Here is a 21,359-nt window from a genome sequence, read left to right as displayed (position 1 = left end):
CACTCCGCGCCGCACATCGTCGTCATCCGCTCTGTTCCGCGCATCTTTCATTGCATAGCACCCTAACAAAACGGCACCATCACGCTTTCGTCTGCGCCTGCAGACCTGCCTGAAGTTCATCCCCGGAGCGTTGTCGATAATGGTCCAGCCCGTCACTCAGGATGCCCCGCGCGTCGGTCATACACTCACACCTCGCGAATTCCGCGGCATGGCGGCGATTCTGATGTCCATCGCCCTCGCCACCCTCGACACCGCCATCGCCAACACCGCCCTTCCCGCCATCGCGGCTGACCTGAACGCCTCGCCGGCAGCGTCCGTGTGGATCATCAACGCCTACCAGCTCGCTGCCGTGGCCACGCTGTTGCCGTTCGCGGCGCTGGGCGGTGTGCTCGGCCATCGCAAGGTGTATCTGGGCGGGCTGATTCTGTTCGTGGTGTCGTCGGCGCTGTGTGCGCTTTCCTGGTCATTGCCCACGCTGACCATCGCCCGCGTGCTGCAAGGCATCGGCGCCAGCGCGATCATGAGCGTCAACGCCGCGCTGATCGGCTCGATTTTCCCCCACGAACGGCTGGGGCGCGGCCTGGGCATGAACGCGCTGGTGGTCGGCACGTCGTTTTCCATCGGCCCGACCGTGGCCTCGCTGGTGTTGTCGGTGGCAAGCTGGCCGTGGCTGTTCGCGATCAACCTGCCCATCGGCCTGTTCGCCCTGGTGTTTGCCTGGAATTCGCTGCCCGCGACCCGTCTCGGCACGCTAACGTTCGACCGCGTCACCGCCGTGCTCAACGTCATCACCTTCGGCGCGCTGATCTTTGCCTTGAGTCAGGCGGCACAGCTGGGTTCCATGACCAGCGTGCTGATCGCCCTGGCGATCTTTCTGGCAGGCGGCGCGTTGATGCTCAGGCGCGAGGCCGGGCACCCTGCGCCGATGTTCCCGCTGGATTTGCTCAAGCGGCCGATGTTTGCGCTGTCGGCCCTGACGGCGTTCTGTTCGTTCGCCACCCAGGGGCTGGCCTTCGTCTCGCTGCCGTTCTTTTTTGAAAGCACCCTGGGCCGCGATCCGGTGCAGACCGGGTTTCTGATGACGCCATGGTCGGTGGTGGTGGCGATGATCGCGCCGTTTGCCGGGCGCATGTCTGACCGTTATGCGCCGGGGCTGCTCGGCGGGATTGGCCTGGCCATCCTCTGTATCGGGATGATTTCCCTGGCAAGCATGCCGGCCGACGCCAGCGTGATGTCGATCATCGCGCGGATGATTCTGTGCGGCATCGGCTTCGGTTTCTTCCAGGCGCCGAACCAGAAAGCGCTGATGACCAGCGCGCCGAAAGAACGCTCCAGCGGCGCCAGCGGCACGATTGCGACGGCACGCCTGATCGGTCAGGCCACGGGCGCGGCGTTGGTGGCCTTGAGTTTCGGCATTTCCAACACCCACGGCCCGGTGCTGGCATTGAGCATCGGCGCGGGCTTTGCCGCAGTGGGCAGTGTGGCAAGCGGCTTGCGGCTGGTGACGAAGAACACGGCCAATCCGCGGGTTTAATTTTCGTCAATCAAGCCCGGGCAGGATCAGGCAATCATCGCGTAGGACTGGGTCATCGGTTTGGCGCGCAGGGTTCCTACCATGGGGGCCTACGACCAACGGCTTAGGCCTCGTGAGGAAACGCACAATGAGCACATCAAAAACCCTGTTCATCACCGGTGTCAGCAGCGGCTTCGGTCAGGCGTTGGCGCAACAGGCGCTGGCGGCGGGTCATACCGTAATCGGCACCCTGCGCAATGAAGACGCCGTGCAGGCATTCGAAGCCCAGGCACCCGGTCGCGCCCACGGCGTGCTGCTGGACGTCACCGACTTCGACGCCATCGACCGCGTGGTCACCGAGGCCGACAACGCGTTCGGGCCCATCGACGTGCTGGTCAACAACGCCGGCTATGGCCACGAAGGTATTCTGGAAGAGTCACCGCTGGAGGAATTGCGTCGGCAGTTCGACGTCAACGTGTTCGGCGCAGTGGCGATCATCAAGGCCTTTGTGCCGCTGTTCCGCCAGCGCCGCAGCGGGCACATCCTCAACGTCACCTCCATGGGCGGCTTCATCACGATGCCGGGGATTTCCTACTACCACGGCAGCAAGTTCGCGCTGGAAGGCATTTCCGAATCCCTGGGCAAGGAGCTGAAGCCGTTCAACGTATTCGTCACTGCGGTGGCGCCGGGTTCCTTTCGTACTGACTGGGCCGGGCGCTCGATGCAGCGTACCGCGCGGCAGATCACCGACTACGACGCCAGCTTCGACCCGATTCGCAAGGCCCGTGAAGAACGCAGCGGTAAACAGCCGGGCGATCCGGTTAAAGCAGCCGACGCGATGCTCAAGCTGATCGACAGCAAGAACCCGCCCGCGCATTTGCTCTTGGGCAGCGATGCACTGAAGCTGGTGCGGGAAAAGCTCGCGCAGCTGGAAGCCGAGTTTGCGGAATGGGAAGAGGTTTCGCGCTCGACGGATGGGTGACAGACGTAAATGCCGCCGACTGATGCAAAAACTGTAGGAGCTCGCTTGGTCTGGGCCGCATCCGGACGAAGGCGGTGTGTCTGTGACATTAGCCTCGTCTGACAAACCGCATTCGCGGGCAAGCGCGCTCCTACAGGGTGCGCGTCAGCCAGCAAGAGTGACGTCTGGTCCGACAACAGAAATAGGCTAAACCCCGCCGCGACTGAATATCCGAATGACTTCATCCAGATGTCCCGCCATCGCCTGCCTTGCGGCTTCCGCGTCGCGGTTTTGCAGGGCGTCGAGGATCAGGCGGTGTTCGTGCTCGGAGCGGAACGGCATGTCGTCGGAGGTGTAGTGCGCCTGCAAGCGCTGGAACATGCTGCCGTACTGATGCCCGAGCAGGTGCTTGATCATCAGCGCATAGGCCGGATTGCCCGAGGCCTGGGCGATGCGGATGTGGAACAACCGATCGCCCGGGTGGGTATGGGAATGCTCGCGGTTGTCGCGGGCGTTGCGTTCGAAGGCCTCGCGGATCGCTTCGAGCTCTTCATCGCTGGCGTTCTGCGCCGCCAGCGCGGCCGCTTCCGGCTCGATCAACCGACGGGCCTGAAGCAGGGCAAACGGCGGGATCTCCGCGCTGAAGTCCACCTCGATGCCCAGCTCCGGATCGACGTCCTTCCACTGATCGCGGGTGACCTGGGTCATCACCGGTTCATCGGACAGCTTCTGCCCCGGCGGTTCGCAGACCAGCACGCCATTGCCCACGCGCACATCCACCAGCCCGATCACCTCAAGGGCAATCATCGCCTCGCGCACCGACGCCCTGCTCACCCCCAGCATCTTCGCCAATTCACGTTCGGCCGGCAGGCGGCTGCCCGGGGGAAATTCGCCGCTGTCGATCAGCGCGCGCAGCTGATCCGCGATCTGGCGATAAAGTCTCTGGTTATCAATTACTTGGATTGGCATCGGGAATCGGCTCGGAAATTTACAGCGCACTGGATCGACAAATGACCTTGTTGCGGTCCATGACAAGTGCTAAAAACAGGACCAATGGCCTGACCATTGGAGCGCTGCAGTGAGCGGAGCATAGCAAAACCCAATGGGGTTCGCGTGCATCGTCTTCGCCTGAATGCGGGCTCTGTGGCCCGGTCAGCTGACCTGAGCCGCTCGATAGCCACACAGGTCGTCCCAACAATAAAAACAAGGGATCATCATGGACCTCACCGGTAAGCGAGTGCTGATCACGGCCGCCGCCCAGGGCATCGGGCAAGCCAGCGTCGAGGCTTATCTCCAGGCCGGCGCAGAAGTCTTCGCCGTCGACATCAACGGCGCAGCGCTGGACCACCTCCAGGGCGCCCACAAGCGTGTGCTCGACGTCACCGATCACGCCGCCATCGAGCGGCTGGCCGCCGAAGTCGGTGCGCTGGACGTGCTGTTCAACTGCGCGGGCGTGGTGCACAGCGGCAACATCCTCGAATGCTCCGACGACGACTGGCGCTTCGCCTTCGACCTCAACGTCACCGCGATGTACAAGATGATCCGCGCATTCCTGCCGGCAATGCTGGCCAACGGCGGCGGATCGATCATCAACATGTCGTCGGTCGCCTCGGCCATCAAGGGCGTGCCCAACCGCTTCGCCTACTGCGCCAGCAAGGCCGCCGTGATCGGCATCACTCGTTCGGTCGCGGCCGATTTCGTCGGGCAGAACATCCGCTGCAACTGCATTTGCCCGGGCACCGTGGAATCCCCCTCCCTGCGTCAGCGCGTGGCCGATCAGGCTGTGCGTGAGGGCCGGGAAGAGGCCGAGGTGTACGCGGCGTTCGAAGCCCGCCAGCCCATGGGACGCCTGGGTACGCCCGAGGAAATCGCCCAATTGGCGCTGTACCTCGGCTCGTCCGCCAGCGGTTTTACCACCGGCACCGCGCAGATCATCGACGGCGGCTGGAGCAACTGAGCCCGCCCGCCAATCCCGTGCAGCCCCATCACACCGAATTCTGATCACTCAATCCTGATCATTTACCCGATTATTTAACCGATTATTTAACCGATTATTTACCTGCAGAGGACACCCCATGAAATTGCTGCGTTACGGCGAACCCGGTCAAGAACGCCCAGGCCTGCTGGACAGCGACGGCCGCATTCGCGATCTGACCGATCTCATCGGCGACCTGTCGGGCAGCGCGCTGAGTCCGGAAAGCATCGCGCACTTGCAGTCCCAGGACGTCAACAGCCTGCCGCTGGTTGAGGGCAATCCGCGCCTCGGCCCGTGCGTGGGCAAGATCGGCAAGTTCATCTGCATCGGCCTGAACTACGCCGACCACGCTGCTGAAACCGGCGCGGATATCCCGAAAGAGCCGATCATTTTCAACAAGTGGACCAGCGCCATCGTCGGGCCCAACGACAACGTGGAAATCCCGCGCAACTCGAAGAAGACCGACTGGGAAGTCGAGCTGGGCGTGGTCATTGGCAAGGGCGGTCGGTACATCGACGAAGCCGATGCGCTGGAGCACGTGGCGGGTTATTGCGTGATCAACGACGTGTCCGAGCGTGAATTCCAGATCGAACGCGGCGGCACCTGGGACAAGGGCAAGGGTTGCGACACCTTCGGCCCGATCGGTCCGTGGCTGGTGACCCGCGATGAAATCGCCGACCCCCATCAGCTCAACCTATGGCTGGAAGTCGACGGCAAGCGCTATCAGAACGGCAATACACGGACGATGATTTTCCAGATCCCCACGCTGGTGAGCTACCTGAGCCAGTTCATGAGCCTGCAACCGGGCGACGTGATTTCCACCGGCACGCCGCCGGGCGTGGGCCTGGGCATCAAGCCGGAGCCGGTGTTCCTGCGCGCCGGCCAGACCATGCGTCTGGGCATCGAAGGGTTGGGCGAACAGCAGCAACTGACCGTCGACGCCTGACCTGTAGGAGTGACCGGGGTGGCGCTCCACCTTGCTCGCGAAGAGGCCAGTACGTTCTCTGCATCTTCATCGGCCGCAGAGAAGCCTCGCGAGCAAGCTCACTCCTACAAGGGTTTCATCCGTTTGAGATCCATGGGGTGCCAAGCAGACAGTTTCTCCCGAATTCCCAAGCAAGCGCGCTGCCCATAACCATGCCAAAGGGACCCGCCATGACCACCATCACCGCCTTGCGCGTTGAAGACATTCGTTTCCCCACGTCGCAATTGCTCGACGGCTCCGACGCGATGAACCCGGACCCCGATTACTCGGCGGCCTACGTCATTCTCGAAACCGATCACCCCACCCTTCAGGGCCACGGCCTGACGTTCACCATCGGCCGAGGCAACGAGATCTGCTGCGCCGCGATCAAGGCCCTGGCGGGCGTGATGGTCGGCTTGAAGCTGGAGTGGATCGCCGAAGACATGGGCCGTTTCTGGCGCCACGTCACCAGCGACAGCCAGTTGCGCTGGATCGGCCCGGACAAGGGCGCGATTCACCTGGCGACCGGCGCCGTGGTCAATGCCACCTGGGACCTGTGGGCCAAGTCCGAGGGCAAGCCGGTGTGGCAACTGGTGGCGGAAATGACCCCGGAGCAACTGGTGCGCTGCATCGATTTTCGCTACATCACCGACTGCCTCACGCCGGACGAAGCCCTGACGCTGCTGACCGAGCGCGCCGAGGGCAAAGCAGAACGGCTGCAAGCGCTGCTGGCCGAGGGTTACCCCTGCTACACCACGTCGGCGGGCTGGCTGGGTTACCCGGACGACAAGCTGCGCCGGCTGTGTCAGGAAGCGGTCGATGGCGGCTTTTCCCACATCAAACTGAAGGTCGGCCGCGACCTGCAGGACGACATCCGCCGCGTGCGCATCGCCCGGGAAGTGCTGGGGCCGGATCGCCATTTGATGATCGACGCCAATCAGGTCTGGGAGGTCGGCGAGGCCATCGACTGGGTCCGCGAGCTGGCGTTCGCCAAACCGTGGTTCATCGAAGAACCGACCAGCCCCGACGACGTCGAGGGCCATCGCACGATTCGTCTGGGCGTGCACCCGGTCAAAGTGGCGACCGGCGAAATGTGCCAGAACCGCATCGTCTTCAAACAGCTGATCATGCGCGGCGCCATCGATGTGGTGCAGATCGACGCCTGCCGCCTCGGCGGGGTCAACGAGGTGTTGGCGGTGATGCTGATGGCCGCCAAATACCAGCTGCCGGTCTGCCCCCATGCCGGCGGCGTCGGGCTGTGCGAGTACGTGCAGCACCTGTCGATGATCGACTTCCTGTGCATCGCCGGCACCCATGAAGGGCGGGTGGTGGAGTTCGTCGATCACCTGCACGAACACTTCGAAGACCCTTGTGTGATTCGCGATGCGGCGTACTTGCCGCCGACCGCGCCGGGGTTCTCGATTCAGATGAAGGCCGCTTCGCGCGAGCAGTACGCGTACAAGGGCTGAACACACCGCCGGACCCTTGTAGGAGCGCGCTTGCCCGCGAATGCGTCCGTTCAGACGCTGCTGAGTCGCCTGGCCCATCTGATTCGCCAGCAAGCCGGCTCCTACAGATGCGCGCGCCGTAGAGATTGCATCAGGCATGAAACGGACGGAGTACAACAACAATGTCGTCCCGACACTCAAGCGTTCCGGCACTGCCCTTGCGGGTGGATGCCCATCAGCATTTCTGGACTTACACCGCGCAGGACTACCCGTGGATCGACCCGCGCCATGGGGCGTTACGACGGGATTTTCTACCGGACGATTTGAAACCGCTGCTCGATCAGCAGGGCATCGATGGCTGCGTCGCGGTGCAGGCACGGCACAGTGTCGACGAAACGGACGCACTGCTGACCCACGCCGCCGAGCATCCGTGGATCTTCGGCGTGGTCGGCTGGGCGGACCTGCGCGCGGATGACCTCGACGCGCAACTCTCGCGCTGGGCCGACGCGGCAAAACTGGTCGGCCTCCGTCACCTGGTCCAGGACGAACCGGCACCGTCGCTGTTCCTCCACGACCCGGCCTTCGCCCGTGGCATGGGGCAAGTACAAGCCCGGGGACTGGCGTACGACGTGCTGATAAAAGACAAAGACCTGCACGCCGCCACCGACTTCTGCCAACGCCACGACCGGCATCACCTGGTCCTCGATCACCTCGGCAAACCCGATCTGTCCCGGGAAGACCCCGTCGCCTGGGCCGATCGTCTTGCCCCGCTGGCCGCCCTGCCCCATGTCGCCTGCAAGCTCTCCGGGCTGATTACCCAAGCCGACTGGCAGCGCTGGCGACCGGTGGAGCTGCTGCCGTATTTCTATCTGGCGCTGGAATTGTTCGGGCCGCAACGACTGATGTTCGGCTCCGACTGGCCTGTCTGTCTGGTGGCGGGCAATTACAGCGACGTGCACCAATTGTTCGAAACCGCCATCAGCTCGCTCTCCGTCGATGAGCAAAACGCGCTGCGCGGCGGCACCGCCATTCGCCTTTACGGCCTGCAAGGAAACTGCCCATGAATCTGCACCTGCAAGACAAGGTCATCATCGTCACCGGCGGCGGCTCGGGGATTGGCGCAGCCATCTCGCTGGGGCTGGCCGAAGAAGGCGCAATCCCGGTGATCTTCGCCAATCAGCCGCTGCCCGCCGAACTCGCGGCGGAACTGGACAGGCGCCAGCCGCAGACCCTGTTCGTCCAGGTCGAGCTGCGCGACGAGGCCGCTTGCGCGGCGGCGGTGAGCAAGGTGCTGGAGCGTTTCGGTCGCATCGACGGGCTGGTCAACAACGCCGGGGTCAATGACAACGTCGGGCTGGAGGCCGGTCGCAGCGCGTTCATCGAGTCGCTGGAAAAAAACCTCATTCACTACTACGTCATGGCGCATTTCTGCGTCGACGCGCTGAAGGCCAGCAAGGGTGCCATCGTCAATATCGGTTCGAAAACCGCCCTCACCGGCCAGGGCGGCACCAGCGGGTACACCGCGTCAAAAGGCGCGCAACTGTCGCTGACCCGGGAATGGGCCGCGTCTTTGCTGAGCGATGGCGTGAGGGTGAACGCGGTGATCCCGGCCGAAGTCATGACGCCGCTGTACGAACGCTGGATTGCCGGTTTCGACGACCCTGACGCGAAGCTGGCAAAGATCGTCAAGAAAATCCCCCTCGGCCAGCGCATGACCACGCCGACGGAGATTGCCGACAGTGTGCTGTTTCTGCTGTCCCCGCGAGCGTCCCACACCACCGGGCAATGGCTGGTGGTGGACGGCGGCTATACGCATCTTGACCGGGCTCTGACATGAGCACTGAGACACGCGCGCAGCGGTTCTGTCTGGCGCTGGACCTTGCCGATGACGAAAGTCTGATCGCCGAGTATGAGCAGTTGCATCGGCGCATCTGGCCGGAGATTGCCGCACACCTGCGCGGCCAGGGCGTGCTGGACATGCAGATCTGGCGGCTGGGCACGCGGCTGTTCATGGTCATGGACACGGCCCCCGGCTTTAGCGCCGACGCGATGGATCAGGCGTCGGCGGCCCATCCCAAGGTGCAGGAATGGGAGGCGCTGATGTGGCGGTTTCAGAAGCCGACGCCGTGGACCGAGCCGGGGAATAAATGGCAGCCGATGGCGCGGATTTTCAGCCTGTCGGATCAGCCGCCTTGAAGCGCTTCAATGGTAGGAGCGCGCTTGCCCGCGATTGTGCCGGCACATTCAACATCACTGGCGGCTGACGTATCGCAATCGCGGGCAAGCGCGCTCCTACAGGTCCGTGAAGTGATGCGATCCCGGCGTTAACCAAACATCCGCTTCATCACGCAGCACGCTTCAACAACAACAAAAAGGAGAGCGTTATGTTGACCAAACACAGCAAAGTCCAGGCACCAGCGTACCGGCACGCTGCGCCGTCGGTGCGGGTGGCGTTGATGCTGGTGACCAGCCTGTTTTTCCTCTGGGGCCTGTCGTACGGGCTGCTTGATGTGCTGAACAAGCATTTTCAGGAAACACTGCACGTCAGCAAGGCCCAGTCCGGGCTGCTGCAAGCCGCGTACTTCGGCGCATACTTCATCATCGCCCTGCCCGCCGGATTGTTGATGGACCGCTTCGGCTACAAGGCCGGGATTCTGCTGGGCCTGTGCCTGTACGCCGCCGGCGCGCTGTTATTCATGCCGGCGGCCAACGCGGCGAGCTTCCCGTTTTTCCTGTTTGCGCTGTTCGTCATCGCCCTGGGGCTGGGCTGTCTGGAGACGGCCGCCAATCCCTACGCCACCGTGCTGGGCGATCCGAAAGATGCGGAGCGGCGGCTCAACCTGGCGCAGTCGTTCAACGGCCTCGGCCAGTTCGTCGGGCCGCTGCTGGGGGGCGCGTTGTTCTTCGGCGGCAGCAACGCCGGCAGCGACAACAGCTCGCTGCAAACCACCTATGTGGTCATCGCGGTGATCGTCCTGCTGGTGGCGGCGCTGTTTGCGCGCACGCCAATGCCCGATTTGCGCGAGCAGGAATCGAGCATTCAACGCCACAACAACAAGACCCTCTGGCAGCACCGGGAATTCGTCGGCGGCGTGGTCACGCAGTTTTTCTACGTGGCGGCGCAGGTCGGCGTGGGCGCGTTTTTCATCAATTACGTGACTGAACACTGGGCGAGCATGACCAGCCAGACCGCCGCCTATTTGCTGTCGGTGGCGATGATCTGCTTCATGTGCGGACGCTTCTTCAGCACTTGGTTGATGGGTCGCATTCCGGCGCAGCGGTTGTTGATGGTTTACGCGTGGATCAACGTTGTGCTGTGCGCGGTGGTGGTCAGCGGCGTGGAAAGCGTGTCGGTGGTGGCGCTGGTCGCGGTGTTCTTCTTCATGTCGATCATGTTCCCGACCATCTTCGCCATGGGCGTAAAAAACCTCGGCCCGCACACCAAACGCGGCAGCTCGTTCCTGATCATGGCCATCGTCGGCGGCGCGCTGATGCCGTATTTCATGGGACTGGTGGCGGATCACTTCTCCACAGCGCTGGCGTACCTGCTGCCGCTGGGGTGTTTTGTGGTGGTGGCGTTTTATGGGCGTAATGGGTTGCGCGGGCGGGGGGCGTGATCTCGTTTTTGCGGCGTGAAGACCGACGCCTTCCCGGCTGAAGCCGGTCCTACAAATCGCGGTTCCACCCAGTCCCAATCGGTGTGCGCAATGCCTTTGTGAGACCGGCTTTAGCCGGGAAGAGGCCAGTTGCGACACCCTCACTTTTGCGGTGTGACGACTGGCGCTTTCCCGGCTAAAGCCGGTCCTACAAATCGCGGTTCCACCCGGTCCCACTGGCTGCACGCGATGCTCTAGTGGGACCGGCTTTAGCCGGGAAGAGGCCAGTGGCAGCACCCTCACTTTTGCGGTGTGACGACTGGCGCTTTCCCGGCTGAAGCCGGTCCTAATATCTGGTTTCAGCTAGTCCCAATCGGTGTACGCGACGCCTTAGTAGGACCGGCTTTAGCCGGGAAGAGGCCAGTGGTCACAGCCTCAACTTTGCGGTGTGGCGACTGACGCCTTCCCGGCTGAAGCCGGTCCCACTATCTGTACGCGGTGCCACTGACTGTACGCATTCCTCCCGTGGGACCGGCTTTAGCCGGGAAGAGGCCAGTGGTATCACCCTCACTTTTGCGGTGTGAAGACCGACGCTTTCCCGGCTGAAGCCGGTCCTACACTGTGAGCGGGCAGTCAGGACAACGGGCAATTGCCGCAGTAGTCGAGGCCGTTTACCCGGTAACGGATGCAGCACACGCGGCGTTGGCGCTTCAGTTCGTCTTGGCGGTCGACCTTGATGTAGCGCACCGGTTGAAACAGAGGGTTGCGGCTTCCATCGGGCAGGTATAGGGCGTTTAGCAGCTGGTGACCATGACTCACATCCGCATGGGGCATTGCGTTTGCGAGGACGCCCAACAGCCACTCGAAATAGTTGCCGGCGTTGCTCCATAGCACCTTGGGCGACAGGCTCACATGCCGGGCCAAGGCCTCAATGAATGGCCTGATGTGGTGGTCGAGTAATTCACCGAAACGCTCGAAAGGATCAGCCGGCGCGGGCATCCAGCGCTGTCCCGAGTGAGGCAGTTTGAAGCCGGCCGGCAGGCCATCGTCGTCGAGGATCAGCTGCAGATGATCGAGGCTCAGCGGCAGGCGCTGGTTGAGGATCAGCGACGCGGCCACCATCGGTGGAATCAGTTTGATGAAGTAGTGCTTGCTCCAGATCGACGCGAGTCCGCGCGGGTCGCTGTCGGGATAGGCAGTGCCAAATCGCGTCAGAACATCGTCCAGGTAGTCGCCGGTGAGAAACGTGCGCATAGGCACGCCCTCGAGAGGATCGTCGGGCAGCACGAGCACGTCGCGGTAGTGCTCGAAATCGGCAATGAACAACGGCGCCAGCGCAGGAATCATGGGGTGATTCCCTGCGCCGACGGCCTGTTCAATTGAGCGCGATCAATGGGACTGCTGCCGCGCCAGCACCCACAACCCCTGCTCCAGCGCCGGAAAAAGGCTGTTGTTGAAGTTGTTCCAGCGCAGTTCAAGGATGGTGTCGTCCGGCGCGATGGGCGTGTCGAGCACGTCGAACACAACCTCACCCGAGTCGATGCCGGTGTCGACGTAATGGAACGACGCGCCGGTCATGTTCACCACCGGAATGTCGACCATCTCCCGCGTGGTCCAGTCGACCACTTTCTTGCCCCGGGCGCCGTACAGCGCGTCGAGGGTGGCATACGCGCCGCGCCGCTCGTAAGGCGATTCCAGGCGCGTGATGCCGGGGTGCACGTTGAAGATGCGCCTGTGGAAATCAGCCCCTTCCCGCACCAGCTCATCGAGAATCACCAGCAACCCGTCCAGCACCACGATGTCGGCACCCAGCGCGTGCAGCCGCTCACCGAGACGTCGCTCGAAATCCGACTTGCCGGCCGGGCGCGCGCTGTCGCCCAACGGCAAGGCACGGTAGCTCGACGGCACGTTTTCCAGCAGGTCATCGACCTTGCGCCCCTGCACCGTCAGGCCCGCCGGGTAGAACCAGTGCGCGCCCTGCCCCGGCTTGAACCCATAGTCCTTGATGCTCTCGCGGTCGCGGGCCGACTCGGGGTTTTCGTCGTAGATGATCGCTTCCAGAGAGTAGTGATCGCCAAGGGCGGTGTCGTTGAGCGCCTTGACCAGATACTCCAGCGGCGAGGTCATGTAGCGCTGCTCGCCGTGGTAATCGACGTATTGACCGGCCTTGTCCGCCGCGGCGTTACGCAACGACAAGACGTAAACAAGTTTGGTTTTCTGCATGAATATCGGACTCAGGAAAGGGTGTGCAGGGTGTTGCCGCTGACGCCTTCGGCCATCGCGACCACGACTTTACGTTCCCCGCTGAACGGCTTGCGCGAGTGCGCCGTGAGCATGTTGTCGAGCATCAGCACGTCGCCGGTCTGCCACGGGAAGACCACTTCGCATTCGCTCAGCACGCCGCGAATTTCCGCCAGCGCGTCGGCCTCCAGCGGGCTGCCGTCGCCGTAGTAGACGTTGCGTGGCAGGCCTTCTTCACCGACGGTGTCGAGGAGGATTTCCTGCATGTCCTCGTCCAGGTTCGACAGGTGGAACAGGTGCGCCTGGTTGAACCAGACCCAGTCTTTGGTGCGCGGATGCTGGGCCACGCCTTGCACTAACTGCCGGGTGCGCAGGTCGCCGTCCTCGTTCCATTCGCACTGGATGCCACGGGTGCGGCAGTAGTCTTCGACGTCGCTGTGGCGGTCGGTGTTGAAGACCTGTTGCCAGGTCAGGTCCAGGCCGTTGCCGTAGTTGCGCACGTACATCAGGCGCTTTTCTTCAAAGCGTTTGCGCAGCGCCGGACTGATGCGCTGGAACACCCGGCGGCTGTCGGCAATCGGCGTCTCGCCTCCGCTGACCGCGGCTTTGGCGCAGTAGAAGAAGATGCGCATGGGCCATTCGGTGGTGTAGGCCTGTTCGTTGTGCAGCGGGATCGAGCGATGGGCCGGGTATTCGGTGGAGGTGTAGACACCTTTGCCATCGACCTGGCTGCGCGGGGTGGAGCCGAATTCGTAATTGAGCAGCGGGTGGCCGAAGGAGGCGGCAAACCGCTGGAAGCCTTCGACGCCTTCGGGAGTGAAGCCGCTGAAGAGGATGGCGCCGTCGCGTTCCAGCGAGTGGTCAACGAGGCTGCGCAGGGCGTCGATTTCGGCGGCCAGGGAGACGCCGGGCTGGCCGGGCTGGACGCGCAGGGGAAAGCCGGCTTCGAGGCGCAGGTGTTCGGGGGTGAGCATGCGCATGTTCATGGGCGATACGCTCCTGGGGCTGAAGGTGGTGGGTTCAGGCCATGGCCTTGCGCAGGCTGAGGGGGCGCATGTCGGTCCAGACGCTTTCGATGTGGTTGAGGCAGGTTTGTTTGTCGCCTTCGACGCCGACGCTTTTCCAGCCGTCCGGGATGGCTTTGTAGTCGGGCCAGATGGAGTACTGTTCTTCGTGGTTGATGACGACCCGGAACTGTGTGTTTTCGCTGTCGAAGCTCATGTGGAAACCCTCGTGGTGTTGGAACGGCGCAGGTAAGCGCGCCTTACCTGAAAGACGAATGAGGGGGCTAAGTGGTTAGTCTTTTTTGCGAAAAACTTGAAAGCAGATCAAGGGCGTCTGCCTGGGGGCAGACTGTTTCGCCTTCGGCGACTTACTTTTGAAAAGCACCAAAAGTAAGCAAAAGTGCCTGCTCCTGGTTGGGCCCTTCCTTCGTCAGGGTTCCCTCACTCCGACGACGCTCCGTGGGCCCGCGCCGAACGGACATCCCTGTCCTGACGGCGCTCTCGCGGCATCCATGCCGCTCGGCCCACTCCGCGTCGTCTGCGTTCAGCCTGCACCTAAGTCGCGTTTGGCGGTGACTGGGCTTTTTGTGCACCAAGATCAAAAGCAACAGCATTCGCGAGCAAGCTCGCTCCGACAGGGAGGGTGTCCGCCCATAGATATCCGGTAGTTTCGTGATCGTTCCCACGCTTCGCGTGGTGACGCCGCCCAGGACGCTCCGAGTCCCGTCTTTGGTGGGGTGACGCGGAGCGTCACAGGATGCATGCCCACGCGGAGCGTGGGCACGATCAATACAGGGAGGGGTGCCATCAGCAAAAATTGTTGGCGCCTGGGCTGGCCTCTTCCCGGCTAAAGCCGGTCCCACTAATTAGACCACGCGCGCCTGTAGGACCGGCTTTAGCCGGGAAGCCGTTGCCGTTGCCGTTGCCGTTGCCGTTGCTTTTGATCTACATACGCAGGAAGTCCAGGCGACACCCATCGCGACTTGGGTGCAGGCTGAACGGAGGTCTCGCGCAGTGGGCCGAGCCGCATGGATGCGGCGAGAGCGCCGTCAGGACATGGATGTCCGTTCGGCGCGGGCCCACGGAGCGGGACCGGAGTGAAGGAACCCGACGAAGTCGGGCCCAACCAGGAGCAAGCACCCTTGGTTACTTGGGGTGCTTTTCCAAGTAACTCGCCGAAGGCGAAACGTCTGCCCTTAGGCAGACGCTCTTGATCTTGATCTCTCGCTACGCAGAACCTAAGGAGTTACCAACGGAACGCAACTGTCCCCAGCACCGTCCGCTCTTCGCCCCAATAACACCGACCCGCGTTATTGCAGCCGCTCACATACTCCTTGTCGAAAAGATTCTTCGCATTCACATCCACCGACCAATGCTTATCGATGTCATACCCCACCAACGCATCCACCAGCGTCACATCCCCCGTCTTCAACTTCCCGTACAGACTCGGTGCCGTATACGCGAACGTATTATCGAAATAACGCACCCCGCCACCCACACGGAAGCCGCTCATCGGACCATCGAGGAACCGATACGTCGCCCACGTACTGGCCTGATTACGTGGCACGCCGGTCAACTGATGATCCTCGTACAACGAACCCGGACTGTCCTTCGTCACCCGCGCATCGGTGTAGGTGTAAGACGCCGTCAGGCTCAGGTTCTTCGTCACATCACTGTTGACCTCAAGCTCCACGCCCTTCGACTCGCTCTTGCCGATCTGACGGCTGAAACCGTTCGAACCGGCAACCACGTCATGGGTCTTGGTCAGGTCAAACACCGCCGCGCTGAACGTCGTGTTCCAGCCAGTCGGCTCGTACTTCAGGCCCATCTCGTACTGCTCGCTGAGAATCGGATCGAGCAGCTCGCCGTTCGGTTGTGACGACTGCTGCACCGGCGTGAACGCCGTCGAGTAACTCACGTACGGCGAAATACCGTTCTCGAACTGGTACATCAAACCGGTCTGCCAGCTGAAACGATGGTCCCAGCCGTCCAGATCCGCAGCGCCGCTGGTGGTGCCGGCGCGGTTGCGGTACTGGCTGTTGACAAAGTCCTGACGACCGCCCAACAGGTAAATCCAGTTGTCGTACTTGCTCTGCAACTGGCCGTACGCGCCGTACATCTGCTGGTCCAGCTGCGAGTTCTGAACCGTCGCGATCATGCGCGGATCGCCCGACGGGAACACCGGGTTGAAGGCGTTGTACGTACCGCCGTTGCCGGCCGCCCAGTCCTGGTTGAACGAAGTGCGGTCGTAGCTCGCGCCCAGCAACACGGTGTTTTCCAGCGCGCCCGAGGTGAAGTGGCCTTCGAACTGGTTGTCCAGCGAATAGGTGATCGACTTGTTGTCGCGATCATAAGCGGTGCTGGTCAGGGTGCTGCCGAAACCGGCGTTGTTCAGGTTGTTCGGCCAGGTCTCGTGACGGTCCAGGCGCGACTCCATGAAGCGCGAGTTCTGACGGAACTGCCAGGTGTCGTTGAGCTGGTGCTTGAACTCGTAACCCAGGGTCCAGGTTTCGCGCTCGAAGTCGTCCCAGTTCGGGTTGCCGTTGAACTGATCCTTGCCGATCTTGCCGTTGACATTGTTCAGCAAGGTGCCGGCCGCCGGGTAGCCGAGCAGCAGCTTGGTGCGGTCGCGCTGGTAGGACGAGAGCAGGGTCAGCGCGGTGTCTTCGTCGAAGTTGAAGGTCATCGACGGCGCGATATAAATGCGATCGTCCAGAACCGAAACCACCTGGGTGTCGGCGTTGCGCCCGAGCATGACCACGCGGCCGAGGATGCGGTTGTCGTCGGTCAGCGGGCCGGAGACGTCGAGGGACAGTTGGCGGCGGTTGTTGCTGCCGTAGCTGAACTTGGCCTCGCCCTGAGCGGTTTCGGTCGGGCGCTTGCTGACCAGATTGACCAGCCCGCCCGGCGCGTTTTCGCCGTAGAGGATCGAGCTTGGGCCACGGAACACTTCAGTGCGCTCCAGGCCATAGGGTTCGGTGGTGGTGTCGTAGCGGTTGCCTTGCAGACGCAGGCCGTCCTTGAGCAGGCCGTAACCGTAGTCGGTGGCGTTGTAGCCGCGAATGGAGAACAGATCGCCCGCGAGTCCATCGCCGACGGCAAAGGGCGGGGCGAAGATGCCAGGCACGTAACCGAGGATGTCGGTGAGGGTTTGCGAGCCTTGATCCTGAATACGCTGGCGTGTCACCACTGACACCGAGCGCGGGGTTTCCGACAGCGGTGTGCTGGTCTTGGTGCCCGCCGTGCTGTTCTTCACCTGATAGCCAACGGTTTCCTGGCCTTCGGGCGCTTCGCCGGTGACCACCGAGTTCTGCAGTTCGATGGTGGCGCCCTGCTCGGCCTTGACCGGGGCATCCGCAGCCCATGCGGCGCCGTGGCAGGCGACCGTTGCGACCAGTGCTGCCAAGGCGTTGACCTTGAATTGACCCTTGTTATTGCTCGCCATCCGAACTCCCCCTCCCTTTAAATCACACGGGGCAATGCCCCAAAGTTGACTGCTTGTGTCAAAAAAGCGTGAAAATGTAACAGAGAACGTTTCTCATTACTATTCTTATCGTAAAAAAGGGCGGAGGCCACTGCTGGTCCTACGCCCTGTTTCAACGCTGTTACAACAAGGGTTTAACGCTGTTTGACGGCCGCTGAAACGGCCGACGCAAAGATGTCGGCGATCTGGTCGATCTGCGCCGCAGTGACGATCAGCGGCGGCAGGAAGCGGATGACCGACGAGTGCCGCCCGCCCACTTCGATGATCAACCCGCGTTGCAGGCATTCGCGCTGGATGGTCGAGGCCAGCGCGCCGCTGTGGGGGAAGTGGCCAAGGGCGTCGGGGCGGCCCTCGAGATCAACCATTTCCACCCCGAGCATCAAGCCCATGCCGCGCACATCGCCCATCTGCGGATAGTCTTTCTGCAGCGAGCGCAGGTGCCCGGTCAGGCGTTCGCCCATCGCTGCAGCATGCAGGTCCAGTTGCTGTTCGCGGACGATGCGCAATGTGGTGGAACCGGCGACCATCGCCAGCTGATTGCCACGGAAAGTGCCGGCGTGGGAACCCGGTTTCCACACGTCCAGAGACTTGTTGTAGACCACCACGGCCATGGGCTGGCTGCCGCCGATGGCTTTGGACAGCACCAGCACGTCCGGCACGATGCCCGCGTGTTCGAAGGCGAACGGTTTGCCGGTGCGGCCGACGCCACACTGGATTTCGTCGAGAATCAGCGGCACGCCTGCATCGCGGGTGATGCGGCGGATTTCCCGCAGCCAGTTCGCCGACGTCGGCACCACGCCGCCCTCCCCTTGCAGCGTTTCCAGAATCATTCCGGCGGGCGGCAACACGCCGCTTTCCGGGTCGGTCAGCTGGTTCTCGATGTAGTGCAGGCCGATGCGCTCGCCGGCCTCGCCCCCGACGCCAAACGGGCAGCGGTAGTCGTAGGGAAACGGCAGGAATTGCGCGCCGCCGGCCATGCCGTCCAGATAGGTTTTCGGCCCGAGGTTGCCCATCAGTGCCAGCGCGCCCTGGGTCATGCCGTGATAGGCGCCGTGGTAGGCCATCAGGTTGCTGCGTCCGGTGGCGGTGCGCACCAGCTTCAGCGCCGCTTCCACCGCGTCGGTCCCGGCCGGGCCGCAGAACTGAATGCGCGCGTCTTTGGCGAATTCCTTCGGCAGCAACGCGAACAGCTCGTTGATGAAATCGTCCTTGGCTTCGGTCATCAGGTCCAGGGTGTGCAGCGGACGCTGGCCGTCGAGGGTGTTGCGCATGGCCTGGATCACCTCGGGGTGGTTATGCCCCAGCGCCAGGGTGCCGGCGCCGGCCAGGCAATCGATGAACCAGCGCCCTTCGCTGTCCTGCACGTGAATGCCCTGGGCGCGCTTGAGTTCCAGGGGAATGCGTCGCGGGTAGCTGCGGGCGTTGGATTCCACGGCGGCCTGCCGCTCCAGTCGCGGGGTCGGCGCAAAGCGGTAGTCGGCATTGGCGACGGCGATGTCCGGGCTGCCCGACAGCGCCTCGCTGTGGCGGGCGGCAATCGGCGTCACGTTGTGTTGGCTATGCATGTTCGTGCTCCTGGAAATCGTAGGAATGAGGGCGTTCGTTAACCTGCGCGAGGGCCTCGGCAAGCTGAGTGATGAACGGCTGATCACGGACGATCGAAAGGTGGTCGGCGTCGATCCACGCCGAAACCTGCAAGCGAACACCCATGCCCTGCTCCAGAAGAGCCGGTGCGTTATCGTTATTTTCCGGCGAGCCCTCGGCCCACCAGGCGTAGACCGGCACGCGGAGGGCGTGGATCTCGCGGCATTGATTGGCCAACTGGCGCATGTGCCGCTCGACGCCGAGCAACTGTTGCCAGTGCGCGTCGGCTTCCAGACCCTCGTCATCGGCGTCGAGAACCGGGCTTTCTGGCACGGCAGGCCGCGGCTGACCGGCGCCCGGCACGTAGCCGTCGATCAGGCCGACGAACTCGACGCGCTTGCCGAGTCGGGTCAGCAGCCGCGCCATTTCCAGCACCAGGGTCCCGCCCATGGACCAGCCGGTCAGCCGGTATGGGCCGGACGGCTGCTGTTCGAGCAGCGCCTTGACGTAGTCGCAGGCCATTTGCTCGATGGAAATGTCGCGCCACTGACCGTCCAGCACCTGGCGGTTCTGAATGCCCCACACGTCCCACTGCGCTGACAGCCGCCGGGCCAGTGCGTAGTAACCGACCACCGTGCCGCTGACCGGGTGCACACAGAACACTGGCGGCTTGTCGCTGGCGCCGCTGCTCAGGCGGATCAGAGGATTCGGTGCGCCGTCGCGGCTGACCGGCAGGCTTTGCGGTGCAGTCGATTGCGGCGCGGCAGGCTGTGCGAATGGCAGGCTTTCCAGCAACGCCACCAACGTATCGCGATAGGCCGTTTGCAGGCGCTCGATGGTCTGGCGCTGATAACGCTGACCGCTGAAACGGAAGGTCAGCCCCAGTTGCCCGGCGAAGACCTGGCCGTTGATTTCCAGCTCGCGATTGAGCGGCGTGGACGGATCGACCAGCGCCCCCACCGACACCTTCGATGGCGAGAAGCGGCCATCGCCAAGGTCCTGATCGAACTGACCGAGGTAGTTGAACACCACCTTGGGTTCCGGCAGCGCGGCCAGTGACTGACGGGCCGAAGCGTCGCCCAGATAGCGCAGCAGACCGAAGCCAACGCCCTTGTCCGGCACGCCACGCAGGCTGTCGCGCACGCCAATGAGGGTCTGGCGGATATCGTTTGCCGCACGCACCCGCAGCGGGAACAGGCTGGTGAACCAACCCACCGTGCGACCGACCTCCAGACCGTCAGCCAGGGCTTCGCGACCATGGCCTTCCAACGCGATAAGCGTGTCGGGCTGGCCACTCCAGACTTTCAGTGCCTCAGCGAGCACGGCCAACAGAATTTCATCGGTGCGCGCCGCCAGTGCCGCCGGGGCTTCGCGCAGCAGTCGACGGGTCAGCCCGGCGTCCAGCAGCAGTTCGCACTGTTCAAGGTCCTGTTGCGTGGCGCGGCCTTCAGGGTGGTCCACCGGCCAGAGCGGCTCGGTGCTGCCGACCTGTTCCAGCCACTGCCGCACTTCGGTTTGACGTTCAGGCGCTTGGGCCGCATCGACCAGATACCGGGCCCAGCGTTGGAAGCTGCTGGATGTCGGCCCGAGATCAACCGCACTGCCCGAAGCGACCTGCGCGTAAGCCCGCGCTAGATCTTCCAGCAGCACCCGCCACGACACGCCATCGACCACCAGGTGATGAGCGACCAGCAACAGCTTTTGCCCCTCGGGCATCTGCGCCAGCACCACGCGCAACAGCGGACCGTCGTGCAGATTAAGGCTGCGCTGAGCCTGTTCGCACAGCGCGGTCATGGCGCGGTCGTCGGCCACGTCACGCAGCCACAAGCTGTCAGCGGCAGGTGTTGCTCGATACTGCTGCTGCCAGCGACCGTCCGCATGATGATGGAAACTCAAATTCAGCCCGTTGTGATGACCCAGCAGCGCGTCCAGCGCCTTGCTCAACAGCGGCGCTTCCAGCGGACGCTGCACGTCCAGCAAAAGCGCCTGGTTGAAGTGCGCGCGGTTGCTCATCGGTTGCTCGAAGAAATGCGCCTGAATCGGCGTCAACGGCAGCTCGCCCTGCGGCGCGTCCTCAACCGGCAGCGCTGCGCTGGCCTCGATGACCGTGAGGCGCAGGGCCAGATCCTTGAGCCGCGGATGGCTGAACACGTCTTTGGGCAGCAGCTTGAAACCGACCTGACGCAGACGGGTGATGACCGCCAGCGACTGGATCGAGTCGCCGCCCAGTTCGAAGAAGCTGTCCTGACGGCTGACGGTCTCAACGCCCAGCAACTGCTGCCAGACCCGCGCCAGCTCGACTTCGCGCTCACCTTCCGGCGCTTCGAAGGCCTGACTGCCGAGCTGCGGATCTGGCAATGCGTTGCGATCCAGCTTGCCGTTGGGCAACTGCGGCAGACGCTCCATGACCACGATGTGCGCCGGGACCATGTATTCCGGCAGGGTGTTTTTCAACTGATCTTTGAGGCTGTCTTCAGACAGACCGTTGCCGTCAACGTAGCCGCCGACATAACCCAGCAACTGCTTGCCATTGCCTTTGTCGCGGACGATGACCAGCGCTTCACGCACGCCATCGCAGGCCTTGAGCGC

General features: G+C 63.0%; 17 protein-coding genes (1 of these 17 only partly in view). 9 read left to right on the top strand and 8 right to left on the bottom strand.

Annotation, left to right across the window (positions count from 1 at the left end):
• Positions 1 to 208: 208 nt before the first annotated feature.
• Together L4G42_RS15435 and L4G42_RS15430 are read left to right on the top strand one after the other, a co-directional pair.
• Positions 209 to 1,534, top strand: coding sequence for an MFS transporter (locus tag L4G42_RS15435; RefSeq protein WP_237254026.1), 1,326 nt, complete (start codon positions 209 to 211; stop codon positions 1,532 to 1,534).
• Positions 1,535 to 1,661: 127 nt separating this feature from the next.
• The gene (locus L4G42_RS15430; RefSeq protein WP_237254015.1) at positions 1,662 to 2,495 is read left to right on the top strand and encodes an oxidoreductase; all 834 of its coding nucleotides are present in this window, start codon (positions 1,662 to 1,664) and stop codon (positions 2,493 to 2,495) included.
• Between the two features lie 186 nt (positions 2,496 to 2,681).
• Here L4G42_RS15430 and L4G42_RS15425 read toward each other — a convergent pair whose 3' ends face one another.
• Positions 2,682 to 3,443 (bottom strand): FadR/GntR family transcriptional regulator, encoded by a 762-nt coding sequence (locus tag L4G42_RS15425; RefSeq protein WP_237254014.1) that lies wholly within the window; start codon positions 3,441 to 3,443, stop codon positions 2,682 to 2,684.
• A gap of 247 nt (positions 3,444 to 3,690) precedes the next feature.
• Between L4G42_RS15425 and L4G42_RS15420 the strand changes: the two genes are divergently transcribed.
• From L4G42_RS15420 to L4G42_RS15390, 7 genes are all read left to right on the top strand, one after another.
• A complete protein-coding gene (locus L4G42_RS15420; RefSeq protein ID WP_237259480.1) occupies positions 3,691 to 4,431 on the top strand; it encodes an SDR family oxidoreductase in 741 nt (246 codons plus the stop codon).
• 118 nt (positions 4,432 to 4,549) lie between these two features.
• Entirely contained in the window at positions 4,550 to 5,395 is an 846-nt protein-coding gene (locus L4G42_RS15415) for a fumarylacetoacetate hydrolase family protein (RefSeq protein ID WP_237254012.1), read from the top strand.
• 209 nt (positions 5,396 to 5,604) lie between these two features.
• Entirely contained in the window at positions 5,605 to 6,882 is a 1,278-nt protein-coding gene (locus L4G42_RS15410) for an L-fuconate dehydratase (protein ID WP_237254011.1), read from the top strand.
• A gap of 161 nt (positions 6,883 to 7,043) precedes the next feature.
• Positions 7,044 to 7,925 carry an amidohydrolase family protein gene (locus L4G42_RS15405; RefSeq protein ID WP_237260928.1) on the top strand — a complete coding sequence of 294 codons (882 nt, stop codon included), beginning with the start codon at positions 7,044 to 7,046 and terminating at the stop codon, positions 7,923 to 7,925.
• The gene (locus L4G42_RS15400; protein ID WP_237254009.1) at positions 7,922 to 8,698 is read left to right on the top strand and encodes an L-fucose dehydrogenase; all 777 of its coding nucleotides are present in this window, start codon (positions 7,922 to 7,924) and stop codon (positions 8,696 to 8,698) included. Before L4G42_RS15405 ends, L4G42_RS15400 begins: the two co-directional genes overlap by 4 nt.
• A complete protein-coding gene (locus L4G42_RS15395; protein WP_237254008.1) occupies positions 8,695 to 9,057 on the top strand; it encodes an L-rhamnose mutarotase in 363 nt (120 codons plus the stop codon). The genes L4G42_RS15400 and L4G42_RS15395 overlap by 4 nt, the downstream gene beginning before the upstream one ends.
• Before the next feature lie 188 nt (positions 9,058 to 9,245).
• Positions 9,246 to 10,478 (top strand): sugar MFS transporter, encoded by a 1,233-nt coding sequence (locus tag L4G42_RS15390; RefSeq protein WP_237260926.1) that lies wholly within the window; start codon positions 9,246 to 9,248, stop codon positions 10,476 to 10,478.
• A gap of 612 nt (positions 10,479 to 11,090) precedes the next feature.
• Here L4G42_RS15390 and fhuF read toward each other — a convergent pair.
• From fhuF to L4G42_RS15355, 7 genes are all read right to left on the bottom strand, one after another.
• A complete protein-coding gene (gene fhuF, locus L4G42_RS15385) occupies positions 11,091 to 11,804 on the bottom strand; it encodes a siderophore-iron reductase FhuF (protein WP_237254007.1) in 714 nt (237 codons plus the stop codon).
• 42 nt (positions 11,805 to 11,846) lie between these two features.
• Positions 11,847 to 12,680 (bottom strand): formyl transferase, encoded by an 834-nt coding sequence (locus tag L4G42_RS15380; protein WP_237254006.1) that lies wholly within the window; start codon positions 12,678 to 12,680, stop codon positions 11,847 to 11,849.
• 11 nt (positions 12,681 to 12,691) lie between these two features.
• The gene (locus L4G42_RS15375) at positions 12,692 to 13,684 is read right to left on the bottom strand and encodes a TauD/TfdA family dioxygenase (RefSeq protein ID WP_237254005.1); all 993 of its coding nucleotides are present in this window, start codon (positions 13,682 to 13,684) and stop codon (positions 12,692 to 12,694) included.
• Positions 13,685 to 13,718: 34 nt separating this feature from the next.
• Positions 13,719 to 13,919, bottom strand: coding sequence for an MbtH family protein (locus L4G42_RS15370; RefSeq protein ID WP_065986085.1), 201 nt, complete (start codon positions 13,917 to 13,919; stop codon positions 13,719 to 13,721).
• A 1,029-nt stretch (positions 13,920 to 14,948) separates the two neighbouring features.
• Positions 14,949 to 17,147 (bottom strand): TonB-dependent siderophore receptor, encoded by a 2,199-nt coding sequence (locus L4G42_RS15365; RefSeq protein ID WP_237260924.1) that lies wholly within the window; start codon positions 17,145 to 17,147, stop codon positions 14,949 to 14,951.
• A gap of 173 nt (positions 17,148 to 17,320) precedes the next feature.
• Positions 17,321 to 18,751, bottom strand: a complete 1,431-nt coding sequence (locus L4G42_RS15360; RefSeq protein ID WP_237254003.1) for an aspartate aminotransferase family protein — start codon at positions 18,749 to 18,751, stop codon at positions 17,321 to 17,323.
• Positions 18,744 to 21,359, bottom strand: the end of a protein-coding gene (locus L4G42_RS15355) for a non-ribosomal peptide synthase/polyketide synthase (protein ID WP_237260922.1). The gene runs 13,590 nt beyond the window's last position; 2,616 of the gene's 16,206 nt are visible here — the last part of the coding sequence; its start codon lies off the right edge, out of view; the stop codon is at positions 18,744 to 18,746. The genes L4G42_RS15360 and L4G42_RS15355 overlap by 8 nt, the downstream gene beginning before the upstream one ends.

Origin of the sequence: Pseudomonas petrae, from assembly GCF_021728295.1 — a bacterium.
GTDB lineage: Bacteria > Pseudomonadota > Gammaproteobacteria > Pseudomonadales > Pseudomonadaceae > Aquipseudomonas > Aquipseudomonas petrae.
This window is presented reverse-complemented; position numbering and strand designations above follow the sequence as displayed.